Source organism: Lentilactobacillus kosonis (assembly GCF_003864335.1).
GTDB classification, from domain to species: Bacteria; Bacillota; Bacilli; order Lactobacillales; family Lactobacillaceae; genus Lentilactobacillus; species Lentilactobacillus kosonis.
Map to the genome: position 1 here is coordinate 139,842 of NZ_BEXA01000003.1, position 14,981 is coordinate 154,822.

At 38.1% G+C, this 14,981-nt stretch carries 7 protein-coding genes and 8 pseudogenes; 4 read left to right on the forward strand and 11 right to left on the reverse strand.

What is annotated here, in order from left to right:
- Positions 1-69 precede the first annotated feature (69 nt).
- Positions 70-1,690 (reverse strand): annotated as a pseudogene (locus NBRC111893_RS06115) (peptide ABC transporter substrate-binding protein).
- Between the two features lie 391 nt (positions 1,691-2,081).
- Here NBRC111893_RS06115 and hflX point away from each other — a divergent pair.
- Together hflX and NBRC111893_RS06125 are read left to right on the forward strand one after the other, a co-directional pair.
- A pseudogene (hflX, locus tag NBRC111893_RS06120) lies at positions 2,082-3,372 on the forward strand (GTPase HflX).
- A gap of 30 nt (positions 3,373-3,402) precedes the next feature.
- Positions 3,403-4,773, forward strand: a complete 1,371-nt coding sequence (locus tag NBRC111893_RS06125; RefSeq protein WP_125008379.1) for an APC family permease — start codon at positions 3,403-3,405, stop codon at positions 4,771-4,773.
- A 68-nt stretch (positions 4,774-4,841) separates the two neighbouring features.
- On the opposite strand, the gene NBRC111893_RS06130 is transcribed toward NBRC111893_RS06125, so the two are convergent.
- The 10 genes and pseudogenes from NBRC111893_RS06130 to NBRC111893_RS06175 form a co-directional block, all read right to left on the reverse strand.
- Positions 4,842-5,558, reverse strand: a complete 717-nt coding sequence (locus NBRC111893_RS06130; protein WP_125008380.1) for an amino acid ABC transporter permease — start codon at positions 5,556-5,558, stop codon at positions 4,842-4,844.
- A 13-nt stretch (positions 5,559-5,571) separates the two neighbouring features.
- Positions 5,572-6,212: pseudogene (locus tag NBRC111893_RS06135) on the reverse strand (amino acid ABC transporter permease).
- A pseudogene (locus NBRC111893_RS06140) lies at positions 6,209-7,038 on the reverse strand (transporter substrate-binding domain-containing protein). The pseudogenes NBRC111893_RS06135 and NBRC111893_RS06140 overlap by 4 nt, the downstream one beginning before the upstream one ends.
- Before the next feature lie 29 nt (positions 7,039-7,067).
- A pseudogene (locus NBRC111893_RS06145) lies at positions 7,068-7,807 on the reverse strand (amino acid ABC transporter ATP-binding protein).
- Between the two features lie 310 nt (positions 7,808-8,117).
- Positions 8,118-8,921: a DUF6681 family protein gene (locus tag NBRC111893_RS06150; protein ID WP_125008381.1), complete on the reverse strand. Its 804-nt coding sequence runs from the start codon at positions 8,919-8,921 to the stop codon at positions 8,118-8,120.
- 38 nt (positions 8,922-8,959) lie between these two features.
- Entirely contained in the window at positions 8,960-9,580 is a 621-nt protein-coding gene (locus NBRC111893_RS06155; RefSeq protein ID WP_125008382.1) for a hypothetical protein, read from the reverse strand.
- Between the two features lie 72 nt (positions 9,581-9,652).
- The gene (locus NBRC111893_RS06160; RefSeq protein WP_125008383.1) at positions 9,653-10,093 is read right to left on the reverse strand and encodes a Fur family transcriptional regulator; all 441 of its coding nucleotides are present in this window, start codon (positions 10,091-10,093) and stop codon (positions 9,653-9,655) included.
- 146 nt (positions 10,094-10,239) lie between these two features.
- Positions 10,240-10,796, reverse strand: a pseudogene (locus NBRC111893_RS06165) (guanylate kinase).
- On the reverse strand, positions 10,789-11,226 hold the full coding sequence (locus NBRC111893_RS06170; protein WP_125008384.1) for a bis(5'-nucleosyl)-tetraphosphatase: 438 nt from the start codon (positions 11,224-11,226) through the stop codon (positions 10,789-10,791). The pseudogene NBRC111893_RS06165 and the gene NBRC111893_RS06170 overlap by 8 nt, the downstream one beginning before the upstream one ends.
- Positions 11,227-11,228: 2 nt before the next feature.
- Positions 11,229-12,395 carry a cation:proton antiporter gene (locus NBRC111893_RS06175; protein ID WP_125008385.1) on the reverse strand — a complete coding sequence of 389 codons (1,167 nt, stop codon included), beginning with the start codon at positions 12,393-12,395 and terminating at the stop codon, positions 11,229-11,231.
- Between the two features lie 126 nt (positions 12,396-12,521).
- On the opposite strand from NBRC111893_RS06175, the pseudogene NBRC111893_RS12120 reads away from it, so the two are divergent.
- Positions 12,522-12,938 (forward strand): annotated as a pseudogene (locus NBRC111893_RS12120) (Xaa-Pro dipeptidyl-peptidase); the annotation flags it as partial.
- Positions 12,936-14,935, forward strand: a pseudogene (locus NBRC111893_RS12125) (Xaa-Pro dipeptidyl-peptidase). The pseudogenes NBRC111893_RS12120 and NBRC111893_RS12125, both read left to right, overlap by 3 nt.
- Positions 14,936-14,981 lie beyond the last annotated feature (46 nt).

The window sequence follows — 14,981 nt, forward strand, 5'->3', positions numbered from 1 at the left end:
CTTTGGGTTCTAATACCGTAAAAGAGACTGGAAAGATAGCCAGTCTCAATTAGATAAACCTATGTTAAATTACTTAACTGATGCAAATTCAAATCCATATTCTGGTGCTGTTGGGAAGAATTCAAGGCCACTAACTCTTGACTTAGTTAATGTTGAAACCCCAGTTTGATACAACGGAATGATTGCGTTTTGGTCCATTAATAATTTTTCAGCCTTAACCATATCATTCCAACGAGCGTTTTCGTTGTTAGCATCTTTACCAGAGTAATCCTTAACCAATTGGTCATATTCAGCACTCTTGAACTTCCCGTTATTTTGTGAATTGGTTGAAGTCATCAAATCAAGGAAGTTACTTGGATCTGGGTAATCAGCAATCCAAGCAGTGATTACTAAATCAAAGTTACCTTGTTGAGAACGTTGTAAACGTGTTTTGAATGGTAAGTTTTGGTTAGTAATATTTAAACCAGGAAGTTTTTCAAGTTGACTTTGAACAAACTCAGTTGCTTTTTTTAGCTTTATCTGTATCATCTGATAACAAATTGAAGCTAGCAGATTTTTTACCAGTTTCCTTTAATCCTTTAGCCCAGTATTTCTTAGCTTGAGCAAGATTGTAAGAAACTCCAGTCTTAGTGTAGGCAGTATCTGCAAAGTCCTTACCGTCATGTTTAGACATGTTAGCTGGAACATAACCCTTAGGAGCAACTGAACCATCAGCCATTACCTTGTCAGCCATTTGGGTACGATCGATTGCTAACGATAAAGCTTTACGAATGTTAGCATTTTTGAAAATGGGGTCCTTTTGGCGGTTCATTTCAAGATAGAAAGTTGAAGCTTCCTTGTTAACTCGATATTCCTTACTCTTCTTAAATTGGTTAACTTGGGTTCCATTTAATGTTGTGAAATCAAGCTTGCCACTTTGGTAACTGTTTAAGGCAGTTGCTGGATCTTTAATTACCTGAACATTAACGTCATTAAGCTTAACCTTGCTCTTGTTCCAGTATTGATTGTTCTTTACTAATTTCCATGAATCATTAGTACCGTTCCAACCAGTCATCTTGAAGGGTCCGTTATATACAAGTGAACTACTTGTTGTTCCGTACTTTGAGCCGTATTTTTCAACAGCCGCTTTAGATTCTGGGAAATAGTAACTTTGAGCAACCATGTACTTAAAGAAACTTTGTGGTTTGATCAAGTGTACAACGAGTTTGTAATCGCCTTTAGCTTCTACGCCTAATTTAGAAAGTGGGAGCTTGCCAGTATTAACTTTGTTAGCATTCACAATGTTGCCAAAGATGTATGCATATTGTGATGCCGTCTTTGGATTAACAGTTCGTTGCCAAGAATACACAAAGTCTTTAGCAGTCACTGGCTTACCGTTGCTCCAGTTTGACTTACGCAAATTAAAGGTCCATGTCTTACCATCTTTAGAAATTTCATAATTCTTAGCAACTCCAGGAATTACTTTATTATCGGCAGCAAGTCGAAGTAACCCTTCGCCAGTAGAATTAGTCATTCTACCTGACACGACATCAGTCGCCTTTGATAGATCCATCGTTGGTAAATTAGCACTTTCTGTCCAATTCAAAGTCTTTGAATTACTACTTTGAGAAGAGTTACTACCACAACCTGCTAAGATTAAAGCAGCAAATGCGGCCGCCCCACCAAGTTTTGCAACCGAGCTTAATTTCATAAACAAGCACCCCTTTTGTTTTTCTGTATTCAGAATAGATTCATTTTAGATTAAAATTAAATTAAAATCAATGGCAAAATACTATTTTAACTCACATTTTTTGCACATGATAAAACACCATACCCTCATAAATCCCGCTATTACGTGAATTATAATTTGCTAATTCCTTTTACTAAAAACTTGGTAAACCGGGTATTTTTTTGAATATTAATACTAAATTTAGCATATTTTATTTCCTAATCTTGATAACGGTTTTAATTTAATGAAGTAAGTGCTTAACTCATAATCTCAAATTAGCTTTTCTACGAAATCGCTATAAATCAAGCTGTTTATCTATAAGTATTTAACACTTATGTGCTATACTATGACGACGTATATTAGGAGGCAATTAATGACAGATATTAATATTAATGAACAAACTCCCGTGATTACAATAGGTTTAAATCGCGGCTCAAAAAACTTTTCCTATTCAATGGAAGAATTAAATAATCTGGTTACTGCAAATAACATGGTGGTGACCGAAACTTTGATCCAGAAACTTGATCGGCCAGATGCTTCAACCTACTTTGGTAAAGGTAAGGTTGAGGAACTAGCTGTCGTTGTCCAAGACACTGGCGCTGACACCGTAATTGCAAATGACGAATTATCACCAAGTCAAATTCGAAACATCGAAAAGCAAACTAATGCTAAAATTATTGATCGAACTGGCTTAATTTTAGAAATATTTGCCAATCGAGCTCAATCTCGTGAAGCAAAATTACAAGTTGAATTAGCTAAGTTACAGTATCAAATGCCTAGATTACACACATCCGCAAGTCAACGTCTTGATCAACAAACTGGTACCGGCGGTGGCGGTGGCTTTACCAACCGTGGTTCTGGTGAATCGCAGCTTGAATTAAACCGCCGAACCTTACAAGATCGCATTACGCACGTTCGCCATGAACTCAAGGAGCTTGCCAAAGCATCTGACGTCAAGCGAAAACAACGTGATCGTAGCGAGCTGCCTACAGTTGCTTTAGTTGGTTATACTAACGCAGGTAAGTCCACTGTGATGAATGGCTTAATCAATCTGTTTGGTGAAGTCTTGATAAACAAGTTATGGTTAAAAATATGCTGTTCGCGACCCTAGACACTTCGGTTCGAAAGCTAACATTACCTGATTCAAAACGTTCCTTCTTAGTGATACTGTTGGTTTTGTTAGTCAACTCCCTCACCAATTAGTTGAAGCCTTTAAATCAACTTTGGCTGAGGCTGCTAACGCGGATTTGCTAATCCAAGTAGTCGATTATTCAGATGATAATCGGGATTTAATGATGAAAACTACCGAGGACACTCTGACTGATATCGGCGTTTCTGGTATTCCAACGGTCATTGCATTCAATAAGGCTGATAAGTTAGAATTAGCCATCCCTAGTCGAGAAGGCGATAACTTAATTATGTCAGCCTTAGAGGATTCATCTCTTGAGGCATTAGTCGACATCATTCGAGAAAAGATTTTTGACAATTATCACACTGTGACGTTAGCCATTCCATTTGATAAAGGTGACATTGTTTCCTATTTAAATGATAATACGCACGTCATTTCCACCGATTATGATGCTAACGGTACCATCATGAAAGTTGAACTGAATGACGTTGATTTCCAACGCTACACCGGCTACATTCTCCCCGATGTAGATTAACACTGGATATTTTAAGGAGGAGTTATCCTTATGCAACAAAATAATCAAGCGGACGTCAAGCTTGACCGAAACATTGGACTTTGGTCAGCTTTATCTTTAGTAATTGGAACCATCATCGGTGCCGGCGTTTTCGTTAGACAATCAGCTGTTCTTGACGAAGCTGGTTCCACTACCATGGGGCTACTTTCCTGGTTAGCAGGCGGGATTCTTACTTTAACTGCCGGACTAACTATTGCTGAAATTGCCTCCCAGTTGCCACAAACTGGCGGATTATATGTATATATGGAAAAGATTTATGGTGAAATTTGGGGCTTCCTCTCTGGGTGGATGCAAATTATCATTTATGGGCCCGCCATGATTGCTTCGCTGGGATTATACCTAGCCATTCTTCTTTCCGATTTCTTTGGATTTCCCTCTAGCTGGAATGTCCCAATTGCAATTACCGCTGTCTTAGCAGTTGGCCTATTGAACCTACTCTCGAATCGCTATGGCTCAATTTTTGCAATTATTACTACCATCTGTAAGTTGATTCCAATCGCCGCACTGATTATTTTTGGACTATTTTTCGGTAATCATAACGCATTAGGACAAAGTATTTCAGATGTCCATGCATCAACTGGTAATTTTGGAGTTGCCATCTTAGCAACCCTTTTCGCTTTTGATGGCTGGATTTTGGTCGCAAATCTAGGTGGCGAAATTAAAAACCCCCGGAAACTATTACCGCAAGCTATCACTTATGGCATTTTAGCCGTGCTGGCAATTTATGTTTTAGTTTCATTCGGTGTTTACCGCGCTATCCCCGCCAATCAAATTCATGAGCTGGGCACTAATGCCATTCCATACATTGCAACCCATGCTTTTGGCGAGTTAGGTGGTAAAGTGCTTAGTATCGGTATCATTATTTCAATCGTTGGTTGTATGAATGGTAAAATCATGACCTTTCCTCGAATCATGTATGCGATGGCTCGGAAACATCAATTACCATTTTCAAAAGCCCTGGGTTACCTTCATCCAAAGAGCCATGCCCCAATTGTTTCAATTGTGGTTGAAATGGTAATCGTTTCCGTTTTAATTCTCTTTGCTAACCCTGACCGGTTATCAGAATTATGTATCTTTACCGTTTACTGTTTCTACCTAATGGCCTTCTTCGGTGTTTTTATCTTACGAAAACGTAATACTGGTCAATCACGTGTTTTCTCAACCCCATTGTTTCCACTAACGCCAATTATAGCTATCTTAGGATCACTATTTGTCATCGTTAGTGAAATCCAATCAGATTTAATCGGGGTCCTAACTTCATTTATCTTCGTTATCCTTGGCATTCCAGTCTTCTATTACGCTCGTAAAAAGCGTGCTGGCTTATCTACTAATGAACTTGATATTGATGAAGAGATAGATTAATTTAAACTATAAAAAAGGATTCAAGCCTAAATAGCTTGAATCCTTTTTTATTATTTATATTTAAATGATTATAATGGCATATCACCGTTAGAAATTTCTTCTGCCTCTGGATCCTTCGCAATCGTCTTTGATTTACTTTGACGACGTTCAAGGTATGAAGCCAATAGTGATAGTGCGTAACAAACAATAAAGTACATTACCGCAAGAGCCAAGAACATTGGAATTGTGTAATTAGTATTTTGACCGTAGATAATTTGAGCGTGATTCATCAAATCTGGCAACACGATAATTGTAGCTAAAGAAGTATCCTTAACCAACGAAATAAATTGACTAACAATCGCTGGAATCATATTCTTAATAGCTTGCGGTAACACAATGTACCGTAACGCTTGCCAGTAAGTTAAACCATTTGCTCGGGCCCCTTCCATTTGACCGGTTGGGATAGAAACAATTCCGGCCCGAACAATTTCAGCAACCATGGCAGCTTCAAAGATTGATAATGCAATAATTGAAGCCCAGACAGGTGCCGGCTTGAACCCTAAATTAGGTAACCCAAAGTACGTAAAGAAGATGATCAAAATTAATGGTAGGTTACGGATAATATCAATCACAAACCCTACAATCGCTGACAACCATTTGATATTTACGTATCTGATAATTCCTAAAACAATTCCTAAGATGTAACTAAAAAAGATTGAAACAATTGAGACAAAGATTGTAACCCAAGCTCCTTCTAAAAGGAACCTGATGTTAACCCATGAATATGCACCTAACACATTTAACATTTAGATTCCTCCCTTAAGCAGCCAATTTCTTTTCCAAGTGACGCATGTAATAGCTCAATGGCAAAGTAATTATCAAGTACAACAATCCAACACACATATAAGCATTCATACTTTGAAGTGAGTCGGAAGCAATTACATTTCCTTGATACATCAAATCAAAACCAGCCACGAAAGCTAATACTGATGAATTCTTGATCAAGTTAATAAATTGGTTTCCCAATGGGGGAATAACAACCTTAAATGCTTGTGGCAACACTATGTAACGCATTGCTTGCCAGAAAGTTAAACCATTTGATCTTGCCCCTTCCATTTGGCCAGGATCACTGATTGAATCCCCGATCGTACAGTTTCAGCAATAAATGCTGAAGAATATAGTGTCAAACCAATTGTCCCAGCAGCGAAACCACTAATTTTAACAATATACATCGGAATAACCACGTAAAAGAACATGGTAATAACCAATAATGGAATATTTCTAAACAACTCGATGTACGCCTTAGCAATAACATGAACCGTTTTGTTAGGAACCACTTCTAAGATGGCAAAACCGGAACCAATAATTACCGCAAAGAATAGGGCGATGATACTACATAAGATAGTTTGCCAAAATCCTTGAAAGAGCAGTCCACCATAATTTTGAAAGATACTTATCATTGTCTGTATGCCCCCTTCAAGTCGAATCCTTTAACATTCCCAAACCACTTATTAATCAAACGATTATACTCGCCTGATTTTTCAACTTTGGTTAAGGCAGCATTAATAGCATTTTTGAACTTAGCTTGGCCCTTATCAACAGCAACCCCATAAGGTTCATTAGTGAATGTGCCACCAACTACTGAATAACCAGGGTTTCAACAGACATCCCGTAAAGAATACCATTATCAGTCGTCAATGCTTGACCCTGACCAGATTTCAATGCTGTTAATGCCTGTGAATAATCAGTTAATTGTAGAACCTTTGCTTTTGGAGCATATTTGCCAATGTTTTGAACAGAGTTAGAACCAACAACCCCAAGAACCACGTCGCCACGCTTATTAAGATCACTCACATTTTTAATGGGGCTACCATCTTTTACTAAGATGGCTTGACCTGCATCAAAATATGAACGGCTAAAATCAACTTGCTTAGCCCGCTCTGGGGTAATGGTCATCGTGGCCATAATGGCGTCAATATTGCCATTTCTCAACAAAGGCATCCGAGTTTGACTAGTAACTTGCAAGAACCTTGCCTTACCATTCTTACCCAAAATTTGTTTAGTCATTGCTTTGGCAAGGTCAATTTCAAACCCTTTAATTTGGTTATCCTTAACATCCATCAAACCAAATAATTTAGTATCGGCTTTAACACCCCAAGTAATGGTATTAGAAGCCTTGTCCTCAGTGAGGACATCTTTTTTAGCGCTCGAACCACATGCACTTAAACTAATGATGGTTATTAAAAGTGCAAATAAAAGTCCAAGCTTCCTGTAGACTTTCTTCATAGTGCATCATCCCTCCAACGAACACAATTTTAGTGCGTAATGATTTTACCTAAGAATTGACGAGCTCGTTCATTTGAAGGTTCGCCATTAAAGAATGTATCACTACTATCGTCTTCAAGAATTTGACCGTCAGCCATGAAGATAACTCGGTCAGCTACTTCACGAGCAAAGCCCATTTCATGAGTAACTACTAACATTGTCATCTTTGAATCTCTAGCGATATCTTTCATAACATTCAAAACATCGTCAATCATTTCAGGATCAAGTGCTGAAGTTGGTTCATCAAACAATAAACACTTTGGCTTCATTGCTAGTGAACGAGCAATTGCAATTCGTTGTTGTTGACCACCTGAAAGCTGGGCTGGATATTTTTCAGCTTGATCAGCTAATCCAACTCGGTCAAGTAGTTCCATTGCAAACTTCTTGTTTTCCGCTTCGTCCCGCTTTAACACGATTCGAGGAGCCAACATAATATTTTCCAAAATTGTCTTGTTAGCATACAAATTAAAGTGTTGGAATACCATTCCAACATTTTTTCTAATCCGGTTAATATCGGTTTTGTTGTTTGCAAGTCTTGGCCATTTACGATCAATCGGCCATCTTGAACCGGTTCCAAACCATTAACTGTCCGAATCAATGTAGATTTACCTGAACCTGAAGGTCCAATCAAAACTACTGTTTCGCCATCTTCAATCTTAAGATTGATATCTTTCAATGCATGAAAATCACCATAGTATTTTTGTACATCGTCAAACTCGATCATTGCCATACCCATTCCTCCAAGTAAAAAGATAACTCTTAGAATTATCTCAGAATTATTACTAAATCAATCATAGGTTAAAAATGTTTCTATGTAAAATAACCTAACTTTAAAAATAAAGATTGCTAATCATCAGCCCTAGATAAGCTCTGAAACAATGCCGAATAATTATCCGATTAATTATAGTAGTAATTAACATTTTACCCGATAATCAATGGAATTGTACAATTTTTTTATAATTTCGATGGCAAAATAAAAAGATTAGTTCTTTAAAAGCCAAGAACTAACCTTATTTTAAACCGGTTTCAGTCGGATTTAATTATTGCTTACTATACGCAACTTTAATGGCAATCTCATAATCTTTTTGATGTTCCATCAAAGCTGAACGGCCAAATTCCTTGTATGGACCACCCACAATGGTTACGGATGCTAAGAAAAACTTAACCTGTTCCTTATCAATTGATTTTATCGATTGAAGACCAATTCGAGAAACTTCACCAACTGGTAATCGTTCAGCCTTATTCAAACCTGCATAGACAACATAACGATTATCGATTCGTTCCATATCGAAGTAAGGTAGTAAGACACCCTTACCAATTGCAAATACTGGCTTGTCATTAGTAGATTTGAGGATTTCTGCTAGTTGGCGATCAGAATTACCACCGTAGTCTTCTCGAAGTAATCCTTGGGCTTTCAAAATACCAACGACCTGCTTTATATTTTCTTCTTGCATTGGGGTACAAGTTACCTTAGCTGGGATCACATGCCGATCATCAAACATCCCATTAGCTGGAATGTTATTAGTAACTACCGAGCCACCCATTCCTGAATTAGCTTGAGTTATCTTTGGCTTATTAGAAATATGCAACGCCTTAGCAATTTTTGGCGTTAAATCAAATTTAGGTTGGCGCTTGGTAAAGTAATAAAACAAATTACAAATCGCAAAATACAACAAGACGATTGCTACCAACATAAACAAGATTCCCCGGGAAAGATATCCATTAGCTAAGAATCTTGAGGCAATATAAAACAGATAAAAGTCACCTAATATACCCAAGACCGTATAAATACGGCTCTTTAAGGTAGGACTAATATTAAAATACCCCAGATAGTGATTAACCATATCCAAAAACTAAACATTAGTCTTCACCCCTTGAGTTGTTACTTTATCATTTGTCGTTTGGGAGTTGTTATCATTAGTTGTAGTTCCTTGTTGGGTACTAGGATTAGCTGAACGTTCAGTCCCTGTCGTTCCAGTAGTCCCCGTGGTCCCATCAGTTTGGTCATCGCCTTCTGTAGGCGTAGTAGTGGTGGTTCCAGTAGTGGATTTTTACCACTATTAGTCGTCGTCCCAGACTTGTTAGTACTATTGCTGCTCTTAGACTTCGTTGTGTTATTAGTATTCGTTTTCTTTTTACTAGTACTGGTAGTAGGTTCGCTACTATCTTCAGTAGTTTGGGATTCAGAATTTTTATTTGTTGCAGTGCTATCATCACTACTGCTATCTTTATCCTGACTAGACTCATCCTTCTTATCGCTGGATGAATCCTTGTCAGTCGATGACTTATCAGCATCGTCGTCACTAGAACTATCCTTGTTAGTCTTAGTCGTTGATCCGTAAATCTTATTAGACAAACTTGATTGGCTCGCGGTTTGAGTTTGGGATGGCGTCCCTTCGTTTGTAGCAGTCACCTTGTTCACCACTACATTGGTCGCACCAAGCGCTAGCGAGATCGACAAAATTGCAAATGGCGTCAGTAATGGTGGAATTCGATTGTCCATGGATACACTTCCTTACTCAAATTATTAAACCAGATTATGACATAAATATATGTTATTCAGATAAAGTTTTCATTAATTATTCTTTAAATTAGCACATTCATTACATAATCCATAAATTTGGAAGTAGTGTCCAGTAATCTCAACTCCGGGCAATTGTTCTAATACTTCTGCGCTTAATGGGCATTCTTTTAGTTCAGTTACTTTACCACATTCATTACAAATAAAGTGATGGTGGTGCTCATTCTTGAAATCACACTGAAATTTGACACATTGACACTGTCCTTGAACTTGTCGTTCAACAATTCCAATTTCCTCAAATTCAGAGATATTACGATAAATTGTATTATGGCTCATCTTAGGAAATGAGCGCCGCATAAATTCATCAACTGCCGTTACTTCAACGTATTTGTGATTGGCGATGTCTGCCAAATATTCAATCATGGCCATTCGTTGTTTTGTGATTTTATAGTTATTACTCTTTAATGCTTTAGTGGCTTCTTCGACTGCAATCATTTGTAATTACCTCCGTTAAATGTAACGATTACTATTTCACTAATGTAACACAAAAAACTAACCTTACAAACCAATGTAGCCTTCAGTTAACAAATCTAGCCAAACAAAAAGTTTAGCAAATAATTTGCTAAACTTTCAAATTACTACTATCTATATTCTTCAACAATCTCGTCAACTAAGTGCTTAGTCCGTTCCCAATTATTGTTATTAATAACATGGGCTTTTCCTTTTAATTCATCAGGCAAACTCAAATCTCGTAAGTATTCATCACTTTTAATTCGATTAGCTAAGATGCTAGTATCGTCACCACGAGCTTTCATACGTTGTAATAGTGTCCCTGAATCATCGACCTTTAAGAAAATAATCACTGCCTTGTCACCTAATTCCCGCTGATACGTAATTGCCCCAGCAGTATCAAGCACAATAGTGATTAAATCTGATTTTTGCCATGCTTGCTCCAAGCCTTCAAAGGATGATCCATACCGATTACCCGCATAAGATACTGACTCCAAGTAATGGTTATTACCGAAGGAAGCCTCTGTTTCAAAATAGTAATCAACCCCATTTTCTTCATGGATCCGAGGCTGACGAGTTGTATGTGTAATTACTTGGGTCATATTAAATTGCTTTGTTAAGTAATTTCTAACAGTTGTCTTACCGCTTCCCGCGCGCCAGTGATCACAAATACGCGTTGTTTACTCATTTTGTTGGCCAACTTTTTCTTTGGATTTAATATACTTATCTGCATCCGCTAATAACTCTCGCAAGTTATCGTACGTGAGTGTGTCATATGCTCGATCGAAAGTAAACCAACCAAATGAGTTGATTTCCTCTTCTTGACGGGTCACCTGCACGTTAGCTGGTACCCGACTAACGTAAAAATTAACGATTTTATGGTTACCATTCTTCATATCATACTCAATCGATTGCTTAAAATTAGTATCAATTGTCGTCGTTAAATCTGTCTCTTCAAAGATTTCACGAACCGCCGTTTGCATTAAATCTTCGCCGGCCTCAACGTGACCCTTAGGAAAGCCCCAAAAATCGTCAACTGCACTTTGTAGCAATAAATAGCAAACCATATTGTTTCGAATTTGATAAACAATAGCCCCACTATCGTTCTCAATAGCCATAATTAATTACTCCCCTCATTTGAGTTATCTAATTTAGCAATTGTCCGCTTCAAAAATAGCGGTGCAATAATCGTTGAGATAATAATAACAATAATAATTTCTGAGTACAATTCAGGCGCAATCAATTTTGCTGAAATTCCAATTTGCGCAATAATTAATGCCATTTCTCCCCGAGAAATCATCCCCGAGCCAACGACCATCGCACTCTGTGAACTCATTCCGGCAACTTTGGCTCCCAATGCACCGCCATACAGTTTGGTGATAATTGCCAATAATGTCATGACAATCAGAAAACCTAAATTCTCAATAACACCATCAAACTTCATATCCAGCCCAATGCTGACAAAGAAAATGGGAATAAAGAACGTGTAACCAACTGAACTTACTGAATTAGAAATTACTTCTTCATATTTGGTTTGTGAAACAGCAACTCCAGCAAAGAACGCTCCCACTACTGCACTTAAGCCAATGGCATCAGCGGTATAAGCCATCAAAAAACAAATCGATAGCGATACAATCGCAACTGATCGATAAATCGGCAGTCGTTCAGCTAGCCGTAAAATAAATGGTACTACCCACTTAACTAAAAAGACTACCGCCACAAAGAAGCAAATTTGCAATATTGTCGCTGTTGCTAGGTTAAGATCAGAATCTCCACCTACGCCAAAGACACTAACAAACACACTTAATAGGACAACCGCAATAATGTCATCAACCACTGCCGCCCCCAAAATCGTTGCTCCTTCGGGAGTATCCAGTTTTTTTAATTCTCTAAGCACTTCAACACTAATAGAAACTGATGTAGCAGCAAAAATAACTCCCCAGAAAATGGATCGTTCAAATCCTTGTCCCATAAATTGTCCATATATGTAAAATAGGACCATTGGCGCAATCACACCACACAGTGCCACTAAGATGGCGGGGCGGAAGTATTTCTTCAGCAATTCCAAATCACTTTCAATTCCAGCAATAAACATCAAGATGATGACCCCTAGTTCCGAGCCAACATGCATCAAATGGTTATTAGTTAGGATGCCTAAAATACCTGGGCCTAACAAGACACCGACTAGTAATTGACCGATCACAGCGGGCAATCCTACTCGTTGACTTAAGGCTGAAGCGAGTAAGGTCGCAATTAAAATTAACGCAATTTGTCCAACGTATTCCATAACTTCTCCGATCTAATTTCAATACTTAAATAAATAATATCATTTACAAAAAGTATCTGCCATCCCAACAGTATTCACTAGATAATGTATAATGACGGTAATTAATCTGTTACGGAGCTAATTATTTTGAAAATCAATCAATTCGCATATGTTCCTACCACTCACGATCAAATTGTTAAAGAACTTGCCGATATTCGTTTTTTAACTCCTAAAACCAAAAAAGTCTTTGACCCGGTAATGCTATACCGGCAGTTCTTAATGAAATTTATGCTTGAAAAGCAAGGTCATGCAACTCGTGAACGATTGTTAACAACGATTATGGCAACCCCTGAACAAAGTGTTGACGAATACACTAAAACCAATGCTACGATTACTCATCAGGCGTTCTATAACGTCGCTTTACAATTACTTCAATTCGAACTTGGAGTCGATTTCTCCGATTTAACTAACCCAATTCAAGTCATGCGTGATTTCGGCTTACCTGTTAGTAAAGCAGCTGATCCCTTTAACCGTGAAGCTTTAGTTGATGCTTGGTATCTAATGCTAAATACCAGAACAAAATATGGTCAAACCTTAATTGACTATTTAGCTGGCCAAGGATACTATGCTCAATTTGGAAGAGATTCCGGACTTAAAAAGCCCCTGTTCTTTAACGGAAAGGCCCAAGCGGTCTTCAATACTTCTAAACTCATTCGGGAAGTCGTTTACGTTGAAGCACCGATTGATTCAGATCATGATGGCAACCGCGATTTGGTTAAACTAGAAGTCATTCGACCAAACGAAACCAATAAAGGAATTAAAGTGCCCGTAGTATTCACTGCCAGCCCTTATGACCAAGGCACTAACGATGAGACTGCAGATAAGCTTACCCACAATGTTAGTAACGATCAGTTAACACATAAGGAACCAAATACGTTAACTAAAGATGATGTAACGGCTGCTGATCCTAACACTTCGTTGCCCCCAGAAACTAAACCTGAACAAATAACCGATACTGCTGAAGAGTCATTCACCAAGACGTGGACCTACACGCTAAATGACTATTTATTGGCCCGTGGTTTTGCTGTAGTATATTCTGCTGGCATCGGAACTAAAGACTCTGATGGTTATCGCACCACTGGAAGCATTGATGAAACGATTTCAACCACCGCTGTTATTGAGTGGTTAAGTCATCAACGAATTGCCTTCACCAATCGCACTGATAGCGTTGGCATCAAAGCTTGGTGGAGCAATGGTAACGTGGGTATGACTGGTAGATCATACCTTGGAACTTTAGCTAATGCAGCCATACTTTCAGGCGTTCCAGGTCTAAAACCGCGGTAGTCGAAGCTGGTATCTCTAACTGGTACGATTACTACCGCGAAAACGGTCTAGTAGTTGCTCCCGGTGGTTTTCAAGGCGAAGATGCTGATATTTTAGCAGAACTAACTTACTCTCGAAAGCAACGCGCTAGTGAATATCTTAAGACCAATGAATCTTGGGGACATCAACTAGCTGCTATTGAAAAAGCGGAAGACCGCAAAACCGGTGACTACAATCAGTTCTGGGATGCTAGAAACTACTTAAACTCAGATAAAGCAACCGCTGATGTTTTGTTAGTTCATGGTTTAAATGACTGGAATGTTAAGCCTTCTCATGCATATCACTTAAGAAACCTACTTAAAAATGATCACTTAACCCTTAAGACCATTCTTCACCAAGGACAACATGAATACCTAAATAATTTCCGATCAGTTGACTATTCCGATATGGTAAACCTGTGGCTAACTAACAAGTTATTCGAAATTAATAACGATGTAGACAATGTCTTACCAGATGTCTTAGTTCAAGATAACGTTAAAGAGCAAACTTGGCACCCCGTTTCTGATTGGGGATCATCTGAAACCAAGCAGTTCATCCTCAACGATGACTGGTTTACCAACATTAATAACAATAATGAATTTCATAATCAAATGGCTACTAATCAATTCAAAGAATACAGTGCCGATACCGCAAAGTGGCGCTCACAACTTTATAAGCTAACAACTTCCACAGTTGATCAAAATACTATTAAATTAGTTAGCCAGCCTTTAAATGAAGACCTCACAATCAACGGTTCAATCCATCTATCAATTAACATGACTAGTGATCAAAATATTGGCATGTTAAGCGCAAAAATTGTTGATTTTGGCGAAGCTAAACGACTAACTGCTACTCCAAACATCCTAGAGCCATTACAAATTAATCTAGGTTATAACTGGCGCAAAGATAATCTCCGTGAATTCGAATACGAAAAGAAAGCTTCACAGTACAAAAAGATTACTGATGGCCACATCAACATGCAAAATCGTCACAACAATTATCAAGTTGATGACGTTCAACCCGGAATCGCTTATCAAGTTGATTTCGATCTTGAACCAGAAATTTTCAAAGTTGCTAAAGGCCATCAAGTTGGTATCATCTTATTCTCTGCTGATCTTGATTTCACCATCCGCACCAATCAGGAAATCAACTACCAAGTCGATCTAAGTAAATCAACGATTACTATTCCAATTCAATAGAGGCTAAATTTTATGCCCGAAAAGTGGTATCATTTAACTTAAATTA